The sequence below is a fragment of the Streptomyces sp. NPDC001137 genome (genome assembly GCF_040298885.1).
Classification (GTDB): domain Bacteria; phylum Actinomycetota; class Actinomycetes; order Streptomycetales; family Streptomycetaceae; genus Streptomyces.
Genome location: NZ_JBEPBA010000042.1, coordinates 25,464 through 49,783, shown reverse-complemented (window position 1 = coordinate 49,783; position 24,320 = coordinate 25,464). Strand labels below are relative to the sequence as shown.

At 70.2% G+C, this 24,320-nt stretch carries 25 protein-coding genes and 4 pseudogenes; 12 read left to right on the top strand and 17 right to left on the bottom strand.

All coding sequences use genetic code 11. The features are described from left to right. Nucleotides 1-293: 293 nt before the first annotated feature. The 3 genes from ABT254_RS44405 to ABT254_RS44395 form a co-directional block, all read right to left on the bottom strand. Nucleotides 294-1,523 carry a serine hydrolase domain-containing protein gene (locus tag ABT254_RS44405; protein WP_351483413.1) on the bottom strand — a complete coding sequence of 410 codons (1,230 nt, stop codon included), beginning with the start codon at nucleotides 1,521-1,523 and terminating at the stop codon, nucleotides 294-296. A gap of 261 nt (nucleotides 1,524-1,784) precedes the next feature. Beyond that, nucleotides 1,785-1,934 carry a hypothetical protein gene (locus ABT254_RS44400; RefSeq protein WP_351483412.1) on the bottom strand — a complete coding sequence of 50 codons (150 nt, stop codon included), beginning with the start codon at nucleotides 1,932-1,934 and terminating at the stop codon, nucleotides 1,785-1,787. Between the two features lie 327 nt (nucleotides 1,935-2,261). After that, nucleotides 2,262-2,759, bottom strand: a complete 498-nt coding sequence (locus tag ABT254_RS44395; protein WP_351483411.1) for a hypothetical protein — start codon at nucleotides 2,757-2,759, stop codon at nucleotides 2,262-2,264. 185 nt (nucleotides 2,760-2,944) lie between these two features. Between ABT254_RS44395 and ABT254_RS44390 the strand changes: the two genes are divergently transcribed. Beyond that, nucleotides 2,945-3,091, top strand: a complete 147-nt coding sequence (locus ABT254_RS44390; protein ID WP_351483410.1) for a hypothetical protein — start codon at nucleotides 2,945-2,947, stop codon at nucleotides 3,089-3,091. 115 nt (nucleotides 3,092-3,206) lie between these two features. Further along, a pseudogene (locus tag ABT254_RS44385) lies at nucleotides 3,207-3,416 on the top strand (ATP-binding protein); the annotation flags it as partial. Between the two features lie 36 nt (nucleotides 3,417-3,452). Here the strand turns inward: ABT254_RS44385 and ABT254_RS44380 are convergent. From ABT254_RS44380 to ABT254_RS44370, 3 genes and pseudogenes are all read right to left on the bottom strand, one after another. After that, complete coding sequence (locus ABT254_RS44380) at nucleotides 3,453-4,118, bottom strand: nitroreductase (protein ID WP_351483409.1); 666 nt, start codon at nucleotides 4,116-4,118, stop codon at nucleotides 3,453-3,455. Nucleotides 4,119-4,284: 166 nt separating this feature from the next. After that, nucleotides 4,285-4,629, bottom strand: coding sequence for a hypothetical protein (locus tag ABT254_RS44375; protein ID WP_351483408.1), 345 nt, complete (start codon nucleotides 4,627-4,629; stop codon nucleotides 4,285-4,287). 144 nt (nucleotides 4,630-4,773) lie between these two features. Continuing rightward, nucleotides 4,774-5,175 (bottom strand): annotated as a pseudogene (locus ABT254_RS44370) (hypothetical protein); the annotation flags it as partial. Nucleotides 5,176-5,749: 574 nt separating this feature from the next. Here ABT254_RS44370 and ABT254_RS44365 point away from each other — a divergent pair. Then, entirely contained in the window at nucleotides 5,750-7,738 is a 1,989-nt protein-coding gene (locus ABT254_RS44365) for a tetratricopeptide repeat protein (protein ID WP_351483407.1), read from the top strand. 324 nt (nucleotides 7,739-8,062) lie between these two features. Here the strand turns inward: ABT254_RS44365 and ABT254_RS44360 are convergent, their stop codons facing one another. Continuing rightward, the gene (locus tag ABT254_RS44360; RefSeq protein ID WP_351483406.1) at nucleotides 8,063-9,388 is read right to left on the bottom strand and encodes a hypothetical protein; all 1,326 of its coding nucleotides are present in this window, start codon (nucleotides 9,386-9,388) and stop codon (nucleotides 8,063-8,065) included. A 38-nt stretch (nucleotides 9,389-9,426) separates the two neighbouring features. Here ABT254_RS44360 and ABT254_RS44355 point away from each other — a divergent pair, with 38 nt between their 5' ends. Continuing rightward, nucleotides 9,427-9,582, top strand: a complete 156-nt coding sequence (locus ABT254_RS44355; RefSeq protein WP_351483405.1) for a hypothetical protein — start codon at nucleotides 9,427-9,429, stop codon at nucleotides 9,580-9,582. Between the two features lie 85 nt (nucleotides 9,583-9,667). Next, nucleotides 9,668-9,802: pseudogene (locus tag ABT254_RS44350) on the top strand (DUF6415 family natural product biosynthesis protein); the annotation flags it as partial. 375 nt (nucleotides 9,803-10,177) lie between these two features. Here ABT254_RS44350 and ABT254_RS44345 read toward each other — a convergent pair. Next, nucleotides 10,178-10,447, bottom strand: coding sequence for a hypothetical protein (locus ABT254_RS44345; RefSeq protein WP_351483404.1), 270 nt, complete (start codon nucleotides 10,445-10,447; stop codon nucleotides 10,178-10,180). Between the two features lie 124 nt (nucleotides 10,448-10,571). Between ABT254_RS44345 and ABT254_RS44340 the strand changes: the two are divergent. Beyond that, nucleotides 10,572-10,855 (top strand): annotated as a pseudogene (locus ABT254_RS44340) (aldehyde dehydrogenase family protein); the annotation flags it as partial. Between the two features lie 91 nt (nucleotides 10,856-10,946). Here ABT254_RS44340 and ABT254_RS44335 read toward each other — a convergent pair. The 3 genes from ABT254_RS44335 to ABT254_RS44325 form a co-directional block, all read right to left on the bottom strand. Next, nucleotides 10,947-11,540 (bottom strand): hypothetical protein, encoded by a 594-nt coding sequence (locus ABT254_RS44335; protein WP_351483403.1) that lies wholly within the window; start codon nucleotides 11,538-11,540, stop codon nucleotides 10,947-10,949. A gap of 20 nt (nucleotides 11,541-11,560) precedes the next feature. Then, the gene (locus ABT254_RS44330) at nucleotides 11,561-11,773 is read right to left on the bottom strand and encodes a hypothetical protein (RefSeq protein WP_351483402.1); all 213 of its coding nucleotides are present in this window, start codon (nucleotides 11,771-11,773) and stop codon (nucleotides 11,561-11,563) included. Between the two features lie 152 nt (nucleotides 11,774-11,925). Then, complete coding sequence (locus ABT254_RS44325; protein ID WP_351483401.1) at nucleotides 11,926-12,582, bottom strand: hypothetical protein; 657 nt, start codon at nucleotides 12,580-12,582, stop codon at nucleotides 11,926-11,928. Nucleotides 12,583-12,715: 133 nt separating this feature from the next. Between ABT254_RS44325 and ABT254_RS44320 the strand changes: the two genes are divergently transcribed. Together ABT254_RS44320 and ABT254_RS44315 are read left to right on the top strand one after the other, a co-directional pair. Then, nucleotides 12,716-14,785, top strand: a complete 2,070-nt coding sequence (locus ABT254_RS44320; protein ID WP_351483400.1) for an ATP-binding protein — start codon at nucleotides 12,716-12,718, stop codon at nucleotides 14,783-14,785. After that, complete coding sequence (locus ABT254_RS44315; RefSeq protein WP_351483399.1) at nucleotides 14,773-15,468, top strand: response regulator transcription factor; 696 nt, start codon at nucleotides 14,773-14,775, stop codon at nucleotides 15,466-15,468. The genes ABT254_RS44320 and ABT254_RS44315 overlap by 13 nt, the downstream gene beginning before the upstream one ends. Nucleotides 15,469-15,741: 273 nt before the next feature. On the opposite strand, the gene ABT254_RS44310 is transcribed toward ABT254_RS44315, so the two are convergent. Further along, nucleotides 15,742-15,927 (bottom strand): hypothetical protein, encoded by a 186-nt coding sequence (locus ABT254_RS44310; RefSeq protein ID WP_351483398.1) that lies wholly within the window; start codon nucleotides 15,925-15,927, stop codon nucleotides 15,742-15,744. Nucleotides 15,928-16,626: 699 nt separating this feature from the next. Here ABT254_RS44310 and ABT254_RS44305 point away from each other — a divergent pair. Continuing rightward, entirely contained in the window at nucleotides 16,627-16,956 is a 330-nt protein-coding gene (locus ABT254_RS44305; RefSeq protein WP_351483397.1) for a hypothetical protein, read from the top strand. A 226-nt stretch (nucleotides 16,957-17,182) separates the two neighbouring features. Here ABT254_RS44305 and ABT254_RS44300 read toward each other — a convergent pair whose 3' ends face one another. The 3 genes from ABT254_RS44300 to ABT254_RS44290 all read right to left on the bottom strand — a co-directional run bounded on the left by ABT254_RS44300 (nucleotide 17,183) and on the right by ABT254_RS44290 (nucleotide 20,428). Continuing rightward, nucleotides 17,183-17,725: a hypothetical protein gene (locus tag ABT254_RS44300; RefSeq protein ID WP_351483396.1), complete on the bottom strand. Its 543-nt coding sequence runs from the start codon at nucleotides 17,723-17,725 to the stop codon at nucleotides 17,183-17,185. 76 nt (nucleotides 17,726-17,801) lie between these two features. Next, nucleotides 17,802-18,560: a hypothetical protein gene (locus ABT254_RS44295; protein ID WP_351483395.1), complete on the bottom strand. Its 759-nt coding sequence runs from the start codon at nucleotides 18,558-18,560 to the stop codon at nucleotides 17,802-17,804. Between the two features lie 1,574 nt (nucleotides 18,561-20,134). Further along, on the bottom strand, nucleotides 20,135-20,428 hold the full coding sequence (locus ABT254_RS44290) for a hypothetical protein (RefSeq protein WP_351483394.1): 294 nt from the start codon (nucleotides 20,426-20,428) through the stop codon (nucleotides 20,135-20,137). A gap of 133 nt (nucleotides 20,429-20,561) precedes the next feature. On the opposite strand from ABT254_RS44290, the gene ABT254_RS44285 reads away from it, so the two are divergent. Next, entirely contained in the window at nucleotides 20,562-21,827 is a 1,266-nt protein-coding gene (locus ABT254_RS44285) for a hypothetical protein (RefSeq protein WP_351483393.1), read from the top strand. Between the two features lie 19 nt (nucleotides 21,828-21,846). On the opposite strand, the gene ABT254_RS44280 is transcribed toward ABT254_RS44285, so the two are convergent. Further along, nucleotides 21,847-22,254 (bottom strand): hypothetical protein, encoded by a 408-nt coding sequence (locus ABT254_RS44280; protein WP_351483392.1) that lies wholly within the window; start codon nucleotides 22,252-22,254, stop codon nucleotides 21,847-21,849. 90 nt (nucleotides 22,255-22,344) lie between these two features. Between ABT254_RS44280 and ABT254_RS44275 the strand changes: the two genes are divergently transcribed. Next, a protein-coding gene (locus ABT254_RS44275; protein WP_502972147.1) for an IS5 family transposase occupies nucleotides 22,345-23,153 on the top strand; the annotation gives its coding sequence in 2 pieces (ribosomal slippage) (nucleotides 22,345-22,690 and nucleotides 22,690-23,153; 810 coding nt in all). 2 nt (nucleotides 23,154-23,155) lie between these two features. Here ABT254_RS44275 and ABT254_RS44270 read toward each other — a convergent pair. Continuing rightward, nucleotides 23,156-23,464, bottom strand: a complete 309-nt coding sequence (locus ABT254_RS44270) for a hypothetical protein (protein WP_351483391.1) — start codon at nucleotides 23,462-23,464, stop codon at nucleotides 23,156-23,158. Nucleotides 23,465-23,526: 62 nt separating this feature from the next. On the opposite strand from ABT254_RS44270, the gene ABT254_RS44265 reads away from it, so the two are divergent. Then, nucleotides 23,527-24,222 (top strand): TetR/AcrR family transcriptional regulator, encoded by a 696-nt coding sequence (locus ABT254_RS44265; RefSeq protein WP_351483390.1) that lies wholly within the window; start codon nucleotides 23,527-23,529, stop codon nucleotides 24,220-24,222. The last annotated feature ends 98 nt before the right edge of the window (nucleotides 24,223-24,320 follow it).

The window sequence follows — 24,320 nt, the reverse complement described above, 5'->3', positions numbered from 1 at the left end:
GGCGGGCTTGGGCAGGCGTGCTTGGGCCGGTGCGGACGAGCTTGGGACGGATCGGCAAGGATCCCTCCTCTTTGGGGACAGGCCCGCCCCGGGCAATCGGGGGCGGCGGAGCCGTCCCCAGCGCACAGGCCGCATGGGCCGACGCAGGTCTGCCGGAATCCGGCACCGTCACCGCAGACTCCTGCGGGTGGACCAACGGTTGGTCGGGTCGGTCGGGAAGCCGGTTGCCCGAGCCGGGTCGCCCGAGGAAGCTCTGCCTCGGGCGACCCCTGACGTGGGAGCCACGGCGGTGCTCAGTCGTCGAGGGCCTGGTAGAGCGTTGTCCAGAAGTCGTGCATGAGGTGTACGGAGTCCGGTACGGATGCCCCGACCTGGGTGAGCAGGATGCCCGTGAGCTGGTGCTGGGGGTCGGCGTAGGTGGAGGTGCCGCTTCCGCCGTCCCATCCGAACTGGCCGACGGGTGCGTAGTCGCCGCGGTAGGTGCGCACCGCCATGCCCATGCCCCACCCGCCGTGCTGCCCTTGGCCGAACGAGACGTGGACGTTGTCGCGGGCCAGGGTGTTGCGGGCGCTGCTCTGCTCGGGTGTGAGGCGGTTGGTGGTCATCAGCTCGACGGCGGGGCGGGACAGGATCCGCTCGCCGCGGTGCAGGCCGTGGTTGAGCAGCATGCGGAAGTAGGCGTGGTAGTCGTCTGCGGTGGAGACCAGTCCACCGCCCCCGCCCTGGAACGCCGGGGGCCGGCTCCACCGCCCGCCCTCGGCCTCGTCCCAGACGGTGAATTCTCCGGTGCGCGGGTCGGGGGCGTAGAGCGTCGGCAGCCGCTCGACCCGGTCTGCGGGGACGTGGAAGCCGGTGTCCCTCATGCCCAGAGGATCGAAGATGCGCTCGCGGAGGAATGTCTCGAACGGCTGGCCGGTGACGCGGGCGACGAGTACGCCGAGCAGGTCGCTGCTGATCTGGTACTGCCAGCTCTCGCCGGGCTGGTGCATGAGCGGGAGCGCGCCGAGGCGGCGCATCCACTCGTCCGGTTCGGGCATTGGCTGCGGCAGGTTCGGCGTGAGCCCCTGCTCGAAGACCGCATTCATAATCGGGGTGCCGAGCACCGTCATGTCCATACCGAGGCCGAAGGTGGAGGTCAGCACGTCCCGGATGGTGATCGGCCGCCTGGCCGGCACGGTGTCGTCCAATGGGCCGTCGACGCGAGCCAGCACCCGGGGGTCCGCGAGTTCGGGCAGCCACGGCTCGACCGGGTCGTCCAGGCGCAGCCGGCACTCGTCCAGCAGGACCATCGCCGCGGCGATGGTGACCGGCTTGGAGGTGGAGGCCATCCGGAAGATCGTGTCCCGGCGCATCGGCGCGCCGCCGCCGTGGTGCATCGTCCCGAGCACTTCGACGTGGGTCTCCTCGCCCCGACCGACCAGTGCGACGAGTCCGGGGATCCTCCCGGAGTCGACGTGCCGTTCCAGCACGTCGCGTATCCTGATCAGCCCGGTCTTGGAGAAACCGGTGTTGCTCGTGTCCATCACGAATCTCCTTGGGTATTGCGCGCCAAACCGTCAATTCCGCTGTGGGAAAGCTCCGTCGGGCCTGGCGGGCCGCGATCGGCGCGCCGGGGGACACCGTGGATGACACCCGTTGGTGGCCGGTTCCCCGACACCACCTCCACCTCGGGGTCGGTCCGGGTCAGGGTGGAGGAAAAGGCGTACTGCCGCAGGTGCGGATAGGGGCTGGTGACGCCGATCCGCAGGGCGGGATCGGGCGGGATCGCGACGAGACCCAGTGCCTCACGGGCATGGCCGGGGAATCGTCTCGGGGTACTCGGTGAGGATCGCGTCCTTCAGGTCGCCGTCGAAACCGGAGGAGTCGGTCTCCCCGCCCGGTCCGGCGATGAAGCCGTCGAGACTGCAGCCGATGTAGTAGGTGAGCCGGCGCATGAACCGCCTTTCACTTCGCCGGGTGAGTGTCGGGCCGCGGGCGACCGACGAGGACAGCCCGAACCTAGGCCCCGGTCACCGCCCCGGGCATCGGTCACGACGACCCAATGTGCCAGTCCGACCTGCCGGCCCTGCCGGCTGCCCTCGTCAGCCGTCAACCTGGACAGCCCCCGGATCGCGGCAGCGCTCCGGACGATCCGCCAGTGCTGCGACCACATAGGTCGCCGAGCTCGGAGTAACCGTGCGGCGTGTGGGCCGTCCGATGTACGGGCGCGCCGGCTTCAAGCTCTTGCGCAAACGAGTCCTGCTGGCATCCTGACGGGGCCGTCACGAGCCCTGCTGGAGTCGCTCCGCAGCCTGAGCAGGGGTGTCGTAATAGCCAGGCCGTGCCAGCAGCACCGAGTTGAAGAAGTAGCCCTGCTCTTCCTCTGGCTCGTCGTCGGCTGCGAACGGGCGCCAGAAGCTCAGGAGCAGGTCAGAGGCGATAAAAGACGCCGGGTCGTCGGGGTCTGGCTCGATCGAGGTGTACTCGCCCATGCGTTGCACCAGCTCGCAGGCCGGGATCGCGAACACGTCCAGGCCCCGGAAGATGACTCGGTCTGTCTGAGCCGCCGGCCTCCCGAGCTCAACGGCTTCGAGCACGTCTCGCATGCAGTGGATGCTGATCATCAGTCCACCGGGACGGAAGACACGCTGACCCGGCCGGTCGGACTCCGAGACCGCTGAGAGATCGCGGAACGAGTCCAGCGCCGTGTTGGCCGATTGCCGACTCATACCGATCCGCAATGGGCCAACACCGCTTGGTGGGGCGAGGTCGAAGTCCATGCGGGCATGATCCCAAACGGGTCTGTCAACGAGCCACGAAGGACCATCCACTCCCCAGGCGTTACAGAGCGTGAGAGCTCCACAGAAGTGATGCTGTTGGTGATCTCTAGGTTTGGAGCCTTCGGCAGAGTTGCGGGGCCGATCGCATCACGGAGGGCGGTCTCGCCCTCCACAACCCGGCGAAGATGCGGGTCGAGCGCTACCGCTTCCGCGGAGCGCAGATCAGCACGCCCTACAACATCGACGAGGTCGATCCAGACGGAGCTCGCTTCCGCCGGACCAGCCACGACGATGCGGCCTTTGTCGGCCAGGTCAGCGAATACCTCGCCTGATCCAGCGGATCACGTGGAGAGCCGGATGCTCGGCCAACGGGCACGTCCGGTTCGGCGGGCGGGGGCGGGAAAACCGACACCCGAGAGGGTGCACGGCGTCCCGTCCCCGACCCAACACATGGAACTCGACGAACGCGGCGCCGAGTTGTTGTTCCAGGTTTTGACCGGTTTTGGAGGCTGGACGAAAACCTTCACGGATCCCCGGCTCTGCGCGGCCATCGTCGACCGGCTCACCTTCGGCGGGAACATCATCGAGACCGGCACCGACTCCTTCCCCCTCGCCCAGACCCGAGCCCGCAATGAGCGCAGCAGCGACACCGACTGACGACCCGTCTGCTGTGAGGATCACAGATCAGCAGGTTCAGGCTCCGATGAACCTCACCGTTTCGGTCATGTCCGCCCGCCCGGTACGCAGCCGTGGCACGCCTTCTTTCTCAAATCCCACCGAGACACCGCAGAACAGCACGAGTTCGTCATCGGCTCCGACTATCTGGCTGACGGTCTCGCGATACATCGTCCACATCACCTGCGGACAGCTGTGCAACCCCTCCGCCCTCAGTAACAGCATGACCGTCTGCAAGTACATCCCCGCGTCCCCCCACTGCCCCGGCCCCATCGTCCGGTCGAGGTAGCAGAACAGCACCACCGGTGCCCCGAACGCCTCCGAGTTCAAAGCGGCGATCTTCACGGGCCGGGCGGGGTCGTCACGCTCGATTCCCAGCGCTTCGTATCGCTGGGCGGCCGCGGCGGAAAAACGGTCCAGATACGGCGAGGCCAGTTCGGCCGGGTACATCGGATACTCCCGCTCATCACCCGGGTCTCCCACCAGTGCCCTGGCCGTCGCACGCCTCTTCAGCTCCGCCAAAGGCTCACCGGTCACGACATACACATGCCACGGCTGCAGGTTCCCACTCGACGGGGCCCGCGTCGCTGCCGCCAGCACTCGTTCAAGGACAACTCGGGGCACCGGCTCATCGCTGAACGCTCGCACCGCCCTGCGACTGACCACGGCTTCATACACATCCACGTCTTGTGGTCCTCTCACTCCATGCCGGGCAGCGAAGACACGAAGATGATCATCGCACCCGGCCAGCAGGCCAGGCGGAGCCTTGATGCTGCCAAAACTCACCTGCATGCCTCCGCCGACCGATCACGAAGCGCTGCCAAAACTCACCTGCATGCACTGTCGGTTCTCAGCGACAAAGCCATCCCTGCTGTTCGTCCCGGACGGCTGTGGCGTGCATCCACGCGCCCGGGTCGCGAAGCTCCTCGGCCGGGGCGGGCCGCAACGCCCGCCGCTCGATGCCGCCCAGACCCCCGTCCCGGATGGCCAAGTAGCAGCCGCAGGCGCCGACGGCGACGGTCACCTCAGCACCGCAGTGCGGGCAGGACACCGGGGAGAAGTCGTCGGTGAAGTCCTCCAGGGCGGCGCTCCCGTGGTACTGCCCTTCCAGCGCGAGCAGATCGCCCACGATCCGGTGGTAGGGGGCCGGACGCGTCCGCAGCCGCTGCTGTCTTCTTCCGGGTCTTCTCGCCACGGTCTTCTCGGTCCGCTGCCGGGTGGTGTGCCCACGCCGGTGACAAGGGGATCCTTCCGCCTACAGAGGCTCGGCAGGCCGTGGAGCCGGTGCGGCATCCTCAGGAGCGCCCCGTTCGGAAGCCCCCCTCAACACCGTTCCCGGTCAGCCGAGGTGGAGGGCGCTCAGGGCGGTGGTCCAGTCGGTGACGATCGCCTTCTGCGCGGCGGCGAGGGTGACCTGCCCGTTGCAGACCGCGGTGTGCAGCTTGGTCTCCACCGGGTCCTTCTTATTGTTGACGCCGGAGCCCGAGCGGTGGCCGGGGTCGGCGGGTTCCACCCACAGATTGCGGTAGTCGTTGTGGTCGCCGCCCAGCTGAAGGCTGATCAGGTGATCGTACTCGGCATCGCCCATGCGCCCGGTGTAGCCATAGGAGGCTGCGTTCAGCCGCTTCTCCTTGCCCGTCACGTACGCGGACGGGCGGATGCCGGCGGTGTAGCCGCCCTTACGGCAGATCGTCGAGGCCAAGTTCGCCTGCGTGACCGCCGGGGAAATCGCACCCGGCGTTCTGCTCGAGCAGCGCGCCATTCGTGACCTCTGGCGCAGCGCCACCAGACGTTGCGCCGTGCCTCGTAGGGGATTTGGTCCGGTGTCAGGTCGTTGTGGCGAATGGGGTGCCACCGTGCTGCGAGTTCCGGGTGCTGAGTGGCGAGGTCGTTGCCGTATCCAACCTTTTGATCGGCACGGTACGGGCATTCGGAGCCCTGGGGCGGTGCGGTTCGCTACGGCTGCCCGCCACTCGTGACCGCAGGATCCCAGCCATCAAGCTTTCCGGTGGACTTGGGGACGATCCGGTATCGGGTTTCCGGTAGGACAGGACCAGGCACGCTCGCAGGGTTCCGGGGTGCCCACATGGCCGGGATCTGACGCAGCTTGGCTTGCCGTGTCGCCATCACGCTGAGCCAGACACCGCTTGCCCGCACCATTGACCACGTGTCAGCAACTGATGACCATGAGCCTGGCATCAGGCGGGCGCAGGATGCGGCGAGGGGGCGTGATGACGAGGGGGCGGCGGGGTGCGTCAGTTGCGGGGGCGGTGGGGCTCGTTTGCGGGCTCGCTCTGATTCTGGCGCTGCCTGGCGTGCTGCAGGCAACGGGCGTCACCACCGCGTGGGTGCTGGCGCTGGGCGTGGTGCTCGCCGGTCTCGCGGCTGCTTTCACCAGCATGGCGCAGCGCTCCCTGGAGAGCCGCTCGAGCAGCCGGGTGGCGGTGCAGGATGGGTGTCTCATCGTGCCGGGCGGCAAGGGGCTTCCGCGGGTGAGCGAGGTGGACGATCCCACGCTGCTGGGCGTGCGCCATGCCTGGCGGGCACCTGGGACGACGTCGCTGCCGCCCTATGTGCCACGGGATGTGCATGGCGAGCTGGTATCGCTGCTGCATGCAGGCATGTTCGTGCTGCTGGTCGGTGACCATCTGTCGGGGGCGAGGCGCACGGCCTACGAGGCGATGCGCGCCGCCGTGCCCGACCACACGCTGATCGCCCCGCATCCTGCGGTCGACAAGCTGCGGGTCATCCTCGATCGCGCCAAGAAGAACTCCCGCGCCGTCCTCTGGCTGGACCAGCTGGATCAGTATCTCGTGCCTGGCGGGCTCACGCTCAGCGATGTGCGGCACATCGTCTCGGCCAGCAGACAGCGGGCGATCATCGCCACGATCAGGCCCGACCTGCTCTCCCAGGTGGAGGCTGCCGGGTCGGCCTACAGCAGTGAGTTCGGGCCGTTGGTGCACGATGCCCGCCAGGTCTGGCTCACCCGAAGGTTTTCCACACACGAACTCGAGCGGGCCCAAAGCCGCACCGGTGATCCGCGCATCAAAGAGGCCCTGCAGTTCACGGCCGACTACGGTCTGGCGGAGTACATCGGCGCCAGCCTGACGCTCTACACCCACTGGCGCAGCGCGCTGGAGGCCGGACCCCACGCACGGGGCGCTCTGCTGGTGCGAGCGGCGGTCGACTGCCGGCGCCTGGGCCTGACCCGGGTATTGGGTCGTGAATTGCTGCAGGACCTGCACACCGCGTATCTGGCCGACCAACCCCGGTTGCAGCACGAACCGTTGGCCGCGGCCTGGGAGTGGAGCACCCAGCGGCGCGTGGGCACCCTGTCGCTGCTGCTGCCCCGCGGGGAGGGCGGGGGCGCTCCCGTTGATGTCTTCCCACACCTGGTCACCGCCACGCAGCAGCATGAGGAGCAGCGCGAGAGTCCTCCGCGGTGGGTCCGTGACGACGTTTTCGCCCAGGTTCTGGCCTGCACCACTGGGGACGAGGCGCAAACCCTCGCCTGGAGCGCGCACACCTACGGCCGGCGTCCGCTGGCACGCCGCGCCTACCAGCACGCCGTCGACGCCTCAATACGCCATCATGGCCTCGCAGATGAGCGCACCCTGCTCGCCCAGACGGACTTCGCCCGGTGGCTGCACCTGACCGGGGACTTTGCCCCAGCCGAAGACATCGCACGCACCGTTGTGCAGGCCCGCCGCCGACAGTGGGGCGCAGAGCACCCCACGACTCTGGCTGCCCGTCACCTGCTCGCAGTGATCATGTTCGAGACAGGGCAGCAGGACACCGCCCTCGCCGAGTGCGAAGCCGTGCTTGTCCTGCAGAGCAGGCTGCTCGGGGACGACCACCCGGACACCCTGCACACCCGCTTCACCCGGGATGCGCTGCGCGGAGAGCAAGAACCTCCGCACGTCGCCGTGGCCCGCCTGCACAGCGACCTCCAAGCCCGCATCAACCACCCGGAGCTGGGCGAGCACCACCCCGCGACCCTCACCACACGCTTCACTCTGGCCGTCACCCTGTGGCAGACCGGCCAGAGCCGGCAAGCCCTGGACGAATGCCGCACCGTCCTTCAAGGACGGCGCCACACCCTGGGAACGCACCACCCCCACACCCTCGACACCCTGAACACCATGGCGACCTGGCTGGGACAAAGCGGAGACGCCACCCAAGCCGCAGCAGCCTTCACCGAACTCCTCGCCCTCCAAGAGCATCTGAACGACCCCCGCCTGCACGACACCCGCGCCAGCCTGGCCCACTGGCTCGCGCAGATCACCGGCCCCGGCACCGCCTGACCGCGCTCGGCCGCACAGCCGGCGGGAGTACCCGTCGGCACCCGTCCAGGACTCCGAGACGCCACCTCCCCGCACCAGGGCCGTCACAGCGCGCCGGCCGCCGCGCGCATCGCGAAGGGCACGAAGGCTGGCGCGGGCTCCGTCCCGTCGTCGTGTGCCCTTCGTTCATGCCCTGGTAGGTCTTGGTGCCGCGGCGACGGCGCCGGCTTCGTCGACCCGGCCGTAGGGGTGCCGCCGGTCGCGGTGAGGATGATCCCGCCCTCATTTCCCCCATCACTTCCACGACGGCCGTAGGGTCGCTGCCAAGATGTCCTGAGCCAGCCGCTAGAGCAGGCCGAGAGCGCCAGCCCAGGCCCGCCCCACCCATGACACCGGAGGGATGAGGAATGAGCCGGCGATTCCGATGACCAAAGCAGCTCCTGCGCATGTGGCGAGCAGGCGATACACGTCTGCCTGCAACTGGCTGCGACGGGCCCTCTCTATGCTCGGCCACACCAGAAACACACACACGCCGAAGCCAACGGGGAACACCAGGACGACGTAGGCGTTGAGCTGGCCGAGGGTCAGCCCCGTGTCAGCCCGCCAAGTGGCCACGAACGCCGACAAATTCAGGCTGAGCACGGCTGTACTGAGCCCGGCTGCGCTCCGGCTGTAGATCTGCAAGGGACGATGCTGCCTCCAGCGTAGTGCCCTGGAGGCCGATGTCCGGCGGAGGAAACCGCCCGGAACGTCGCGCGTGATCGCCGCGGAGTCCGTACCCTCGCCTGCGGAGGCATCCGCCCTGACGCCACGACCCGGCGTCAGCTGATGTACGAGCTCGTGCAACCCATCGAGTCGGCCGAGCAGTGCTTCTGCTTGCCGCAGGTCTCGGGCGATGTCCTGCTGTGGCCTTGGCGAAGCAGTGCGATTTGACAACACCAAGGCCCCAAGGGCTATGCGCGCCCCGGCGCTGCTCAGCTCCGCACGCTTGCGCTCAGCCTCCAGGTCGTGCTCGACGCTTTCCAACTGGCGCCTCAAGTCCCTCACCTCGCGCTCACTATCCCTAAGCTTCTGCTCAAGGTCGTGAACGCGGCTGCGCGGGCCAGCGTTGTACCTGTGCTGCAGGTCATTCAACTGGGTCGTCAGCCGTTCGATCTCCTCCTTGGCCACCGCCAGCCGCACTTCCGCCGAACGACTGGCCTTTTGAGCAGCACGCCGCAGCGCATGCAGATGCTCGACGTCGCATGGTGTGCCTGATCCGATTCCACGCGATATGGCGAAGTCTCTGAGTCTGTCCACGAATTGCTGTGGAGCGATGCGTACACCGCTCAGGTAGTTGCTGACCGCAGCCTCGGAGAGGTAGGTGAAGCGGGCCAGGTCCCGCTGCGTAGCGCCCGTCTGCCGAAGACAGGCAGCGAGCGCTGCACCGTAGGCCCGAGCCTCCGGGCCCACTTTCTCCCGTCGCGGCGACGCGTCCTTCCCTCCCGCCACCCCGGCCCTCCCCCCGATGCCCCGGGCTGCATGTCCGCTGATCAGAGAGCGCAGCGAAGGAGTAATTGTCGCGCCATGGACGGGTTTCGTGAACCCTAATTCCCCCACGCCCTTGCCAGATGCCGTAAAACCGCTGGCAGCAGGCCTTTTTCGGTACGGAAAGGCGGATCGGTCGCCCATGCTGGCACCACCGCGGTCCAACCGACGAAGGGCACACCATGTCGCACACTCCCCGCCCCCGCCCCAGCGCCCCAGCCGTCGACCTGCGCCTCGGCGGCCTGCGTCTGACGATCCAACGTCTGCCCTATCCCCTGTTGACGTTCCTCACCGCCCTCGCGGGCTCCGCCGGCGGGGTGATGTGGTCCGGCCGCTGACAAGCTCCCAGCCAGACACGGCACTCACCGCCCGCCCACTCTTCCCTCAAGTCGAACGGGCCGCCCTCCAGCGGCTGCCGAGGATGTGCCCCGCTACGTCGCCCTCGCCTGCACCGACCAAGCCCGCACCAAACTACGCACCCAGCCGACACCCGGCGCGTACGGCGCTCTCGCCCACGCGCGCCGGCTCGCCTGCAGCCTGGCAGCCCTGTGCGACCACCACGAGGCGTTCACCGGCGTGGTCATGTGTCTGGCCTGCGATCAGCCTCTACGCCAGGACGAGGACACGCTGCCCTACGAGCACGTCAGCCCCAGCGGCCCGGCCGGGCGGGTGGGCCGTATCCACGCCCACTGCGCCCACATCCATCGCCGCCGCAGACCCGCACCGTGCCGGGCCCACCAGAACTCTGCAACAGCCGCTGCCCTTGACCGACAGCCTCTGTCACCCGCCCCAAGCCTCAATCCCGGACAGGTCGAGCCTCGCAGCGGGTCCCTCCCCCCTCAGCCAGCAGCCCCACGCCCACACCCTGAATCCCCTGCAGCGCGGCAAGCAAAGGCCTCGCCCGCACCGGGCAACCCACGACACATCACACGATCACAGCAGGCCGACCGCCACCGGCGCCCGCCCACCGGAGACCATCATCATGGACCCCCGCATCCACCCCACCCCCACCGAGTCCGCGCCCCTGCCCCTGCGCAGCGACAGACACCCCGATCCCCCCGAGGCCGTCAAGCACTGGCTCGCCACCGCCCGCTTCAACGCCATCCGCATCCCCGGCACCCTTATCCACGCCGCCACCGGCAGCGACCAGCCCGCCACCTCGCCCAGCCCCTGCAGCACACGCTCGAAAGGCCGGTCATCCACGACCACCTCACCACCGGACCCACCTACGACGCCCTCGTCCCCTACCGGCCCGGCATCCCCGGCGGATGGCCTGCTGGAGCAGGCCGTTTAGGTCGCCGGCGCCGGCTAGGCCGCGGTGCATGGGCGCGAGGTCTTCGGCCCCGTCATCACCCTCCAGTCCTTCGCGGACGAGGACCAGGCCGTCGAGTACACCCTCGCCTCCTCGGTGTGGACCAAGGACCACGGCCGCGCGATGCGCATGCCCAAGAAGCTCGACTTCGGCTGCGTGTGGATCAACACGCACATCCCGCTGGTCACGGAGATGCCGCACGGCGGCTTCACGAAGTCCGGCTACGGCAAGGACCTGTCGGCGTACGAGTTCGAGGACTACACGCGGTCAAGCACGTAATGACGTCGCTGGACAGCTGACACACCCGGCGCGCGGCCCCGGACGGGTTCACCTCCCCGTCCGGGGCCGCGCTGTTCCCCCCGATGGCGGCCGGGTGCTCGCCACGACGGCTCAGCGGCCGATGCAGCGCAGGTGCAGGGATACTCGTGTGCCCCAGTCCGGGTCGGGTGCCTGGACGATGATCCAGAAGTTGGCCGGGTCAAGCGGGCTGTCGTACCGGCCGCTGACATGTACCGTCGCCGACTGGCCCGGCTCCAGCGTGCCCGAGGACGGCTGGATGACCACGTCCCGCGCGATGTTGCCGGTGCTGTACTGCCGCTGGCTGCTCGGCGGGTCGTAGTCCAGGGCCACCGCCCGCCAGCGGGTCCTGGTGTTGTCGGGAGTCACCGTGAACTGTGCGTCGAGCGCCGAACAGCTGACGCGGTGACTGCCGTCGGCTTCAAGAGGCGGGCGCATGTCGTTGACGCCGGCGTAGCCCGTGTAGGGGTCGGGCGGAGGGGCTGCCCCGCCCCGGTGCGGGGAGGGTGTGGTGGAAGGCGACTTCCGGCCCTGGCCCGGGGGTGCGGAGCGGGCCGGGGCGGGGACCGAGGCCGCCGGCTGTCCGCCGCCTGGCGCGTCGTTCGTGCCGACGTCGCACTTCGCGGCTGTGGTCGCGAGTGCGGCCAGCACCGTGGCGGCGGCGAGATATCCCCGGTATGTGCGCATGCGTTCCTCCTGGTTGCCGTTCACGGGGTGGGTACGTCGCTGGGCGGGGCCGGTGGCGTGATGGTGGGCATGGGCAGGTCCGGGAGCTGCGGGCGGACCGAGTTCAGGAAGTGGTCGACGGTGCCGGGGTGGGTCACCGCGTAGATGATCACGCCGAGCGTGAGAAGAAACCCGATACCCGCTCCGGGGCCGCGGTAGTAACCGTCCCAGGTGAAGTAGCGGTTTCCGGCCATGGCATGCTCCTTCGTGTTGTCGGTCTGCGGTCAGGGCCTCGCGGGGCCCGGAGCCGGGCGGGACAGGACCACCATCCGCTCGGTCGCGGCCGGGCAGCTGGCGGCCTCCTCTGAGAGGGAGGGATGACCGCACCGCCCCCGACCGGGAACGATCAGCTCTTCCGCGCGGCGAGCAGTGACTTGACGATGGGAATCGACCCGGCGATACGCGCCGCGGCGATGGGCAGCGCCAGGGCGCCGATGCCGGTGACGATCGCGACCGGGAAGAATCCGCCCAGGCCGATGCCGACGGCCGCCCAGCGGGGGACCGATCGGGCCCGCCACAATGCCACGGCAAGCAGCACCGATCCGAGGAAGTAGAGCGGGAAGCACCACAGGACAGCCAGCGGTGGGCTGTCCAGACGGGTAGCGAGGTGATCGAGACCAGCATGGTCGTCGATGCCGTTCATGAGTACCAGCGGAACGCTGAGCATCGAATTGCCGTACATCGCCGCCAGGCCGAGCATCGACATCGCCAGTCCGGTGCCAGCCGTGAGCCGGGAGCGGCGCGCGGCGGCCGCAATGGCGACGACCGAGCCGAACAGGAACGGAAACGACAGCGCGGCCAGATTGAACGACCACATCAGCAGCGTGTGGCGGCTGTTGATGGTGCCGTAGTCGGGTTGGTTGCCGTTCCACGGGTCGACGAACGTGGCCAGGGCGAGGGCGATCAGAGCCGGCCCGGCCACCAGGCTGACGCTCGCGAGCAGGGCGCCCATCGGGCGGTTGCCTGCCCGTTGCGCCGTGGGAGTTGCTTGGAGTGTGGTCATGGATGGAACTGTGCGGCCTGGAAGGCCTCCCCGTCCTGGGTGCCGTCCGTGGACTTGACTCCGGGTTTTCCCTGAGGCCGAATCGGGGATCGCATCGCTTGTCACCAGGCGGCGTACCAAGGATTCTGCCAAGGTGGCAATCGCGGCGACGGAGGGACAGCGGCGGCTGGACGCACTGCGTGCGCTGGCGTTGGTCCTCGGGGTGCTCGGCACGCTGGTCGGCCTGCTCGGCCCGGTGTGGGCGGGAGCACCGGACGCAACGTCGCTGGTCGGCGTGGTGAGCGGGGCGGGCGCCTGCGTGCTGGGGGTGGTGATCTTGGATCGCCGGCCGGCCAACCGATCCGCGTGGGGATTCCTGGCCGGAGGGCTGCTGCTGGTAGCGACCACCGCTGTCTACAGCGTGGCGGCGGGACAGACTCGGGCCGGCGCCATGTCGCCGGCCGACGCTTCGACGGTGGCGGACCTGGCGGTGGTCGGCGAGGTACTCGGCGCGCTGGCCGGTGCGTCGCTGCCGCTGTTCCAACTGTTCTACCCCGACGGGCGGTTGCCCTCGCCGCGGTGGCGGCCCGTCCTCGTGCTGTACCTGCTCGGCTGGGTCGCGGGTGCGATCGCCGTCGGGGTCGTGGCCTGGCCGCGGCGCGACCCGGGTCTGCTGGCTGATCTCGGGGACGTCGACCTGACCGTGCCCGGCTCGCTGGACCCGGCGCTGCAGGTCATCGCGGCGACCGAGGGCTTCGCTGTGCTGGCGCTGGCGATGGGCGTGGCGGCAATGGCCGTGCGCCTGCGTCGCACGCGCGGGAACGAACGCGCACAAGTGCTGCTCGGCCTGTGGGGCATCGGTACGACGGCCTTCCTTATCGCAGCAACGGCCGTACTGTTCCAACTGGGGCTGGACGCGGCCTCAACCGTCGCGTCTCTCATCGCCCCGCTGCCGCTGCTCGTCTCGGTGGCCGTCGCCATGCGCCGGCACCGGCTCTTCGATGTCCAGCGGCTGGTCGGGCAGACCCTCACCTACGCGACGGTGACGGTGCTTTTGGTGGGGCTGTACGCAGCCGTGGCGGTGGGGCTCGGTTCTCTGGCCGACCACATCGGCCTTGGCTCCGGGGTGCCGGTCGCGGCGGCCACGTTGGCCACGGCGGCGGCCTTTCGGCCCCTGCTCGGGCTGGTGCGTACCGCGGTAGACCGCCGCTTCGACCGGCGTACCTGGCTGGCCGTGCGCACGATCGACGAGTTCACGGCACGCCTGCGTGCCGGAACCGCCGAACCGGCCGATCTCGTGGAGGCGCTACGCCGTGCCGTCGACGACCCCACCGCCTGCGTCGTCTACCTCGACAGTGCCCATGCCACCGGCGAGGTCGATTCCTGCCCGGTCACAATCGGGCTGGACGGCGCCCCTGCGGATCTCGGGGAACCCCGACCCGGGCGGATGCGCCGGACCGTGGAGGCGGGCGGAGCACCCGTCGCCCTCATCGATCTCGACAGCAGGCTGACCGACGAGCCACACCTTGTGCAGGCTGCGCTTACAGCGGCGTCGCTGCCCTTGGAGAACGCCGCGCTGCACGCGCGGGCCGCCGTACGCCTTGCGGAAGTTGCCGCGTCCCGGAGTCGTATCGTGGCCGCCGACGACAGCGACCGCCGACGGATCGAGCGCGACCTGCACGATGGCCCGCAGCAGCGGTTGGTGGCGCTCGCGCTGCGGCTGCGCATGGCGCAACGGCAGCCAGCCGCAGGCGACCGGGCGGCAGCGGACGTGCTGGGCGACGCTGTGGCGGAGCTGCGCGCCACCGTTGACGAGCTACGTGAGCTGACTCGGGGCATCCTGCCGCCGGTGCTCACCGACGAAGGGCTCGCCGTCGCACTGCGCACCGCGGCGGCCAGACTGCCCATACCAGTCACGCTCGACGTGAGCCCGCAGCGTCTGGCGCCCGGGCTCGAGGCGACGGTGTGGTTCGTCGCCTGCGAGGGCATGACCAACGCCGTCAAACATGCCGGGGCTCAGACCGTGTCCGTACAGGTGCGCTCGGACGCCGCAACCGTGCGACTGCTCGTACGCGACGACGGCGTCGGAGGCGCGGTGATCGCCCCTGGCGGCGGCCTGCAAGGCCTTACAGACCGGGTCGCCGCCGTCGGCGGGCGGCTGCGCATCCACAGCCCGTCGGGCAGTGGCACCACCCTGGAGGCCGAGCTGCCATGCGCATCGTGATCGCCGACGACAGCGCACTGCTGCGCGAAGGCATCGCCGGCCTGCTGACGCAGGAGGGCCATACAGTCGCGGCCACCGCAACGACCGCCGAAGAACTGCTCGTTCAGGTCGAAGCACACCACCCCGACCTGGTGATCGTCGACATCCGCATGCCGCCCACCCACACCGACGAAGGCCTGCGCGCCGCCGCCACCTTGCGCGAACGCCACCCGCAGCTGGGAATCCTGCTGCTCTCCCAATGGGTGCACGCCGGCCGGGCCCTGGACCTGTTCCGCACCGGCGGCTCCGCCTTGGGCTACCTCCTCAAGGACCGGGTGACCGACATCGACGACTTCCTCGACGCCCTGCGCCGCATCGTCCGCGGCGGCTGCGTACTGGACCCCGACGTGATCGCCGCCCTCATCCCCTCCCAACCCGCACAAGATCCGCTCCACGCGCTCACCGCCCGCGAACGGCAGGTCCTCGGCCTCATGGCCGAAGGCCGTAGCAACGCCGCCATCGCCGAACTGCTGTTTCTCGGCCGCAAGACCGTCGAGACCCACGTCAACGGCATCTTCACCAAACTCGGCCTCGGACCCACTCCCGACGACAATCGTCGCGTGCGCGCGGTTCTCACATGGCTGCAAGGCCAAGGCACGGTCGGTTGGGCGTCCGACACGAAGACAGAGTCCCCGCCCTCTTGAAGTGGCCGGTCGGCGGGGTGGCGCCTCGCTACCGTCCTTGGCCGAGGCCTACGAAATGCGCTCCCCTGTCCACTTCGGCGAGACGCGCACGGGGTGATCTCCACGCATCAAACCCCGGCATAGCCGGGGCTTTGACATTTCCAGACGGTGCGGCGGCCGCGCGTCTTGTCTCGCCGCGGACGAGCGGGAGCTATTTGATCTTGCGGTGCTATCTGCACCGGTTCAGTAGCCGCCGAAAGTCCGCCCAGATTGCGTAGGGCTCGTAGCCGAACATCAGTTGGCATCCACGGACTTGATCGGGGGCAGCAGGCCTTCGCCGGGCCACAGGGGAGATCCGGCTTCCACCCAGGCCAGTTGCCTGCCGACCTCGACGAGGACCTCGACACGGTCGGCCGGCCCGTACGTTCGATGCGCCCCGGACGTGGGGTCGATGGCGCGGATCTCGCTGTGCGGGCCCACGCACACCAGGGCGCGAGCGATTTCAGGCAGGCCCAGGTTGAGGGCGTCGCAGTCGTGGTCGCGGATGAGCTGCAGCAGGTTTTCGGGACCGTCTCCCAGTCGCCGACCTCCGGCCAGCGTGCGCCGCCGCCGAGTTCGTGGGTGAGCGTGGACAGCGGCACAATCTCGCCCGGCCGGCGGCCGCGGACGAGGAGCGCGTGGATGCGGGCGCCGTCGAGCTGCCGTACACGGGGGTGCAGCAGGCAAGCTGCGGCCACGACCGTGGTGTTGATCTCCTGCGCAGCGGCCGGGTAGTAGGGCTCGTGCGCGAACAGGAGGTAGACATCCAGAGAGCGGGCAACCGGGCTGGCTTCGGACGGGGGCATGGAGAGGGTTCCCTTCTGCAGTAGTGGGGTCGGTGCAGGACGGGGGCCCAGATGGGTCGCCGTCCGGGCGCCAGGCGACGGGCTCAAGCACCGTGCGAGAGCAGGCCTGGTTCGTGCCGAGTGCGTTGCCGTCCGCGGTGTGCTTGAGGATCTGGGCGACCTGGTGGGCGAGTTGGAGCATCAGCCGCTCGCGGACGATGAGGCCGCCTGAGGCCGAGCGGGTGTCCCGGGACCGGAGCAGGTGGGCGGCGCCCCACCCCAGGTGGTGGCCTATCTCGGCCGAACGGCGCAGTTCATAGCGGTCACTGCCGGCGGCGGCCTGGACGAGCCAGATGTGCCAGGCGGCGAGGCCCTGCAGGCAGCGGCAGGCAGCGTCGCCCTCGACGGTGCGGACGTGCTCGCGGGCCCGGCCATCCAGCCACTCGGGCAGGCGTTCGGCGAGCAGCGGGGCAAGGAGCACCGCCGGCAGGGCGACGCCGACGGGGACGTGGTGGCTCACGGCGACCAGGCCGACAACCAGACTGACGAGTGCGACGGCCGCGGCGGAGGGCCGCAGGGACCAAGCCCTGCCCAAGGTGATGCGCTGGGCGGGGCGCCGGGCGGCCAGCGCAAGGCAAGGCGCTGCGTACGCGTCGCGCCGGGGGCGAGCACCGCGATCCGGTAGGGGATCTCGGGCGGGCTGCCGTCGCCGGGGACGCTCCAGGCGAGCCAACCCCACCGGGTGCGCTCGTGGACGAGCACCGGCTCGCAGACGGCCGAGCATGTGTGGTCGCGGGTGTGGCCGGTCCGCAGGGCGCGGCAGCGTTCCCTTTCCCACCGGCCCGGCTCTGCGGTGAAGGGGCGCGCGTGGTGCCCGGCCGTGGCCGGGGGTGGGGTGTGGCGTATGGCGGTCACGGGCTGATTCCTTCCGGTTGGGCGCTCAAAGCCGAGGCGCACGTGGCGCAGCGGCCGTCGCCGTCGGGGTGAGCGCGCCGAGGGGTGGGGCCCGGGCAAGTGCGGCATCCCGGCCAGCCCAAGCAGGCCGGGCAGAGGTCCTCGCCCAGGGCGGTTGCGGGAAGGCCGCAGCCCGCGCATTCCACGAGGGCCCGGTAGGTCAGGGCCTCGCCCACCGTGCGCGTGGCAGCGGAGCCGGCCACCGGCTGCGGAGGCGGGTCGTCCCCCACCGGCACGTCATGGTGAGGGCCGGCGGCGCGGGCGGGCGGCGGGTAGGCCCGGGCGGCACGCAGACGGGCCGCGACGATCGCGCCGACCGTGGTCCGCACCGGATGCGGCAGCGGCCGGGCGGCGATCACCTGCCGCAGCTGCTCGCGGCTCCAGCCGGCATCCAGCATCACGCTCACCACGCGGCCCTGGTCGGTCAACGCCTGCCCGGTCAACAGCAGCTCGGGACGGGCCGCACCAATCTCGAGCAGCAGCCCGATCCCCGGATGCATCTCATCCGCAGCGGGCCCGGCCGGCGCGGACACCGGCGAGTTGGGCCGGTCCGTCCGTCCCGGTGCGCGCGACGCGTTACCGCGGCACGGACGGAGGGCTCTGGTCTTCTGCTGGAAAACCCGATCCTGGCTGTGACCTGCTGCTGTGCAGGGCGGGTAGGTCGGTGATGACATACGCGGCCGCGCCGAGGGTGCCGTCTGGTGCGCGCTCACGCTCCCTGAGCAGGAAGCCGTGCTTCTCCAGTTCCTTCAGCCCGCTCTTCACGGCTGCCTCCCCGTCGCGGCCGCGGCGGGCGATGTCGGTGACGGTCATGCGCCAGCCGTCCCGGTGCGTGGAGAGCAGTCCGAACAGGCCCTTGGCCTTGAAGGACAATTGGGTGGCGCGGAAGAGCCTGTTGGCGATCTGGGTGAACTGATCGGCGGCCATCACGCCCCGGCGGATCCCCGCCGGGCGGTCGTCGGCGTGTGCGGCCTCGGGGGCGGTGGCTGCCAGGCCGGCCTCGAGCAGCGCGATGTCCCAGGTGGCCGGGCGGTCCGTGATGCAGTAGACGATCTCGCCGAGGGTGCCGTCCGGGCGGCGCAGGCGTTCACGGACCAGGTAGCCGTGCGCCTCGAGCTCCTGCAGGCCGGTGCGGACCGCTTCCCGCCCGTCCGGGCCCATGCGGACCAGATCGGCGACCGTCACCCGCCAGCCGTCCCGGTGCGTACTGACGCACCCGAAAATCCCCTTCGCCTTGAACGACAACCCACCATCACGAAACAACGCGTTGGCGATCTGCGTGAACTGGCCGGCCGCCATCACACCCCGGCGGACCCCCGCCCCCAAGCCGCTCACCGCCGCGTCCCCGACGCCTGCCGCACGCCGTGGCCACAGCGGCACACCAGACCCGCCGAGACGGGCCGACCGGTACTCCTGGACGTGACAGCGCGCGGGTGCTCCATGACGCCAGCTCACCCACCGGCCCCGACCAGACCGACAGCCACGAGCCCCGACCACCGGTCACCAACCGGCAACATCCGCACTGGCCGCCGTGGTCGGGCTCACGGTCGGACCGACCACGACGCCTTCAACCCGGGCACTCCGCGACTGCGCAGCCGACTGCGCAGCCCCGGACGGGCGGTGCGCCACCGGGCTGCGCAACCGGCCCGGGGATCCTGCGCAGTTGAGTTGTGCCGGGTCGGCTGCGCAGTCGCCCCGCGTTTTTCGGTCTTCTCTTGCGCAGGTCCCTCTGGCGCACCGCGCAGAGGATGGATACGGCCCGGCCGGCTAGCGTCTGCGCATCGGTGTCCGGGCCCTGCGGCCGGCGGCGCGTGCCCGCCCAGCCGACGCCGGTCCGGGAAGCTCAGCGCCGGACACGCCGGCCTGCCGCCGGCGCCGAGCTGACCCGTGGTCGGGGTCATGGTCGGGCCGACCACGACCCCCACCATGGACTTCGTCTCCCCATCGTGACCATGGTCGGGGGTTCATGGTCGGTGGTCGGGTCGGGACCGACGGGTTCCTCAAGGTCAGCAACACCCCTTCTGACCTGGGAGTTCGACCATGTCCCCTGGCACGCAGGCCGCACAGGGCGAGACCGCTGCTGCGACGGCGGCCGGCGCCCGGCTGGAGGCGATGCGCCACCGCGTACGCCTTGCACGCGCAGCAGTCTGGACCATCATCGCCGACGGCCCCATCGCCCTCTGCGTCGCCGCCGCTCCCACCCCCACCACGGCCTCGGCGGCCCCACCGCCAAACCCACCGCCGTGCGCACCGCGACGGCCACCAACAACCCAGGCGGCTATGCGCACGTGTTCCTCAGCGCGTGGCTGCGCAGCAGCGCGGACGACGAGACGAATGCGCAGACGCGGCTTGCGCAATCGATGGCACCGGACATCGAACTGCCCGACCCAGCCCCCAGTGCGCAACCGGCACTCCAGTCGGTGACGGCGGTACGCAGCAGTGCGCAGCGCTCCACCGGCACGTGGTCAGTGACCGTGGCTGCACCACTCCCCACCCGAGGCTGCGCAGCGGCCGAGCCCACTGCCGGGCGCGCCAGCGCCCGGACACCCGCTCCGTGGAAAGAAGAGAAACGCCTCCCCCAGGTCCAACACTCACGTAGCGCCCCACCGGCGGCCGTCAGACCAGCCGCACAAGCGTGAGGCCGGCCGTTGGCCGGCATCGGGAAGCCCCCTGCCGGGGGCTTCGGACGGGAGCAGAAGCCGGGCCCCTGCCGGGGCACTCCAGGGCCGGTGCGGATCCGGGGTCGACGGCCCCGGACACCCAGAGCATGGGCTCACAACCGGCGGCACCGCGCGTCCGTAGGACGGCCCGGAACCACGGCGGCGGGCGGGTGGCCGCGGCAACACTGCCGTACGCCGTTGGTCCTCCGCCCCGAGCGCATTTCGACGAGCGCCGGCAGAGCGAAGTGATCAGGAACGCGATCGCCTCCCCGTACGCCATGGGCGGTCGGGATACCAGGGGGCGAGGCGCAGGAGGAGATGGAGGGTGTCACGCGCGGCCGTGCGGTGGGCCTGGTGCGGGGCGTAGGCGGCGCCCAGGGCGAGGACGGCTGTGAGGGCCAGGAGAAGCAGGAGGCCGGCGCCGGCGTATGTGAGGACGGTCCGGCCGGTGGGGCTGGGGGCGAGGAGGAGCACCGTGGCGGCAGCTGCGACGGAACGTGCTGGCCGGCTGGGGGTCTTGCCGGGGCGTCGGCGGGCGGACATGGTGGCGGCTCCTTCTCGACACGGTGGTGTGCGGGCCCGGTTCAGGCCTGCGCGGCGGCGGGTGTTGGGGCTAGTTCACCGGATTCGCCGTGCACGATTTCCGGATACCTTGCGGGGTTCTAAAGTGGCGCGGATGGTCCGAGGTAAGCCGAGTACGGCGGATTGGGAGCTGGTTGAACGCCTGGCGGCGCGCGGCCTGCAGGTGTCTCCGGCGCAGCTGGAGCGGTGGCGCGCGGCGAGGCTGCTGCCCCAGCACGAGCGGCGGTGGCTCGGGCGCGGGCGTGGCTCGGTGTCAGTGCTCGCGGAGCAGACGGTTCACATCGCCGCGGCGCTCGGCCAGCACGCGCGGCCGGGGCGGGATCTGCGCTGGACGGTGATCGCCTGGTACGCCTCGGCCGGACGCCAGGCGCTGCCCGGGGAGTTGGCGGTGCCGGAGCCGCCGTGGCCAGCCGTGCGCGAGGCCCTGGTGTGGGCCATGAGCCGCTCGGCGGAGCAGCGCCTGACCGTGGCCGCGCGGGCCGCGGCCGACAGCGGCGACGTGGCACAGGACGCCTTCTACGCCCGGGCCGGGCGGGTACTGGGACACGGTCCGGCCGGGCCACCCGACCCGCAGGAGATGCGGCGGGTGCTCGATGATCCCGATGCCGAGCTCGACCGCAGTCAGGAGCGCCGGCGGCGGCGCGGGGCGGTGCGCCTGGCCGCGGCCGCCGCCATGGGCGCCGGCGAGGTCGGCAGCGAGGCCCTCGTCGACGCGCTCGCCACCTTCACTCCCGGTCTCGACTGGAGCGACGTCGCCGCCACCGCACGGCGGGCCGAAAAGACGGGCGAGCTCGACGGGTGGATCCAGGCCGGAACCGTCGACCCGCTCGGCCGGCTCCAGGCGGCCGGCGCCGAGGAGATGGCCGCCGCACGCCGTACGGCGCAGCTGCTCGCCGGGATCGGCAGCCTCTACCTGATGCACGGACTCGGGATGCCCGACACCCCCGTCCTCGCCCGACTGCGCACCCAGCTGGAGGAGTCCGGGTTCGCTCTGATCGTGGCCCAGATGACACCCCTGATGATCAACCCGAGCGTCGTCGTGCACGCCCTGTCCATGTGCCTCGCCCCCGAAATCGCCGCCCTCGTAGCCTGGCTTGAGTCGGTGCCCACCGAACAGGCCGGCAGCCCGGGAGGGTTACTGCGGCTGCCCGGCGCCGAACAGGACGGGGCACAGGCGTTCATGCAGGCCTGGATCAGCCACCTCCATCAACTCGGCGATCGTGCACGCGCGCGCCGTACCGGCGACGACGAGGCGGCCGATGACGGCCGCGACACCGATGTCGCCGGGGCGCAGCCGTCCACAGGAGCGCGGGCGGACACGGGGCCTGCCGGGAGCAGCAGGGCGATGCGGGAGATGTGATCCGGTTTCCGGAGAGCTGTCATGGGCCCGATACCGTCCGGCTGGTCCCGGACTCGCTCACCACGTGGTGCTGCGGATCCGTGAGGCGTACGCCGCTGGCCCAGCTTCGGGCGTAGGTCACGGTATGGAAGCCGCCGGCGTGGTAACCGCTGCTGCGGATCACCACCTCGGTCTCCGTGACCTCCACGGTGAGCCTGCGCCGCGCCCCCCAGCCGCCCACCAGGTAGTAGTTGCCCGCGACGGCCAGATACCCGTCGTCGTCGGGCACTGCACGGCCCCGGGCACGCGGCTCCAGCAGCTCTGGCGCATCGGCGGGCGTGCGCATGGCGGAGCGTTCTCTGGCCCAGCGTGCCGGCGAGGTGGCGGTGGCGTTCACCTCGTCCACCCAGGCCTTGAGGTCGGCGGCGAAGGCGTGTGGGGAGATCACGGACGGCTCGGCCGGGAACGCTGCTTTAAGAGGTCCTAACAGAAGTGGTTGATGGTGTGACTGTTGGCTTGTCCGCTCGTTGGTCTGGTCGTGGGGAAACGTCAGTCGCGGCCGTGGATCGTGTCGGATGAACTGTGGGCGCTGATCGAGCCGTTGCTGCCCGTGCCGGGGCCGAAGCTGGTCGAGGGCCGGCCTCGTGTGCCGGACCGGCAGGCGTTGTGCGTGATCTTGTTCGTGCTGCACACCGGCATCCAGTGGGAGTACCTGCCCCAGGAGCTGGGCTTCGGCTCGGGCATGACCTGCTGGCGGCGCCTGGCCGCGTGGAACGAGGCCGGGGTGTGGGACCAACTGCATCTCGTGCTGCTGAAGAAGCTGCGGTCGGCCAAGAAGCGGGACTGGTCGCGGGCGGTGATCGACTCCTCCCACGTGCGGGCCGCTCGGCGAGCCCCAAAAGCGGTCCCAGTCCGGTCGACCGTGCACGTCCGGGCAGCAAGCACCACCGCATCGTCGACGCCCAGGGCATCCCGCTCGCGGTGTCGCTGACCGGCGGCAACCGCAACGACGTCACCCAACTCCTGCCCCTGATCGACAAGATCCCCGCCGTCGCCGGTACTGTCGGCCGACCCCGGCACCGGCCCGACGCGCTCCTCGCCGACCGCGGCTACGACCACGACAAATACCGCCGACTGCTCTGGGCCCGCGGCATACGCCCGGCCATCGCGGAACGAGGCCAACCCCACGGCACCGGTCCGGGCACCTTCCGCTACGTGGTCGAGCGCACGATCGCCTGGCTACACGGCTTCCGCCGCCGGCGCGACCACGCCCTGGTCAACTCGGCGACTCATCCTGAATGGCTTGCTGCGGGAGTCGGCAGACCAGCCACCCGCGGCCTGACATAGTGTCAGGTGGTGAGGTTGTCGTTGAGTAGCGCGCCGCTTGCGTGGACGACGTCCAAGTGGTGCACCTCGGGCTCGCCGTCGGGGCGCGAGCCACCGAAGGCCGCGTCCACAGCAGGGTGGATCCGCTCGTCGAACGCGCGGCCGCACTGTTCCTTGGACTCCCACACGTCGATGTAGCGCAGCCCGCCGTCAGGGCGACGCACGCACAGGTGGAGCAGCGAACCGTCCAGCGGCTCGGGCCCCAGCAAGTCGATGATCCGCTGGTACAGCTCCTCGCCGATCGGGACGTCCTGGATGTAGGCGTAGACCATGACAGCCTCCCGCAGGAATTGATCCGAATGCTATTCGGACGAATATTGGTAACGTACGGTCCATGAGTGATCAGGTCAAGGGCGGCAAGCGCGGCTACCACGCGCCGCGCCGCGCCGAGCAGGCCGCCGTCACCCGCCGCGCCGTGCTGGAAGCCGCCCGCGAACTCTTCGTAGAGCAGGGCTATGCCGCCACCACGGTCGCCCAGATCGCCCGGCGGGCCGACGTAGCGATGGACACTGTGTATGCCGCCGTCGGACGCAAGCCGGCCCTGCTGCGCGAACTGGTAGAGACCTCGCTGTCCGGCACAGACCACCCGGTCGAGGCCAGCCGGCGCGACTACGTCCTGCGTATCCGCGCCGCGCGCACCGCTGCCGAAAAGATCGAGATCTATGCCGCAGCAATCACGGAGCTCCAGCAGCGGCTTGCCCCCGTGTTCGTGGCTCTGCGGGACGCCGCGGTGACCGATGCCGAATGCTCCACCCTGTGGTCGCGGATCGCCGAGCGCCGAGCTCGCAACATGCGGGAGTTCGCCGCGGACTTGCGCGCCACCGGCGAGCTGCGCCCGGATCTCACCGACGACGAGGTCGCCGACACGGTGTGGAGCATGAACGCCGCGGAGTACTGGGTGCTGCTGGTCCACGACAGAGGGTGGAGTCCCGAACACTTCGGCGCCCGGCTCCGCGACTCCTGGATCCGAATCCTCCTGCCCCCCGAGCACTGGCCAAGCCCAGCATCGGAGTTGCCCATCGAACGGTGAACCGGCCCTGCGTGCCGGTCTCAGCTGTCGTCTTTCCGATCTCGGGCGGTGGCCCTCGAACGCAGCTTCCCTGGTGGGTGATCTCGCCGTGGCGAGAG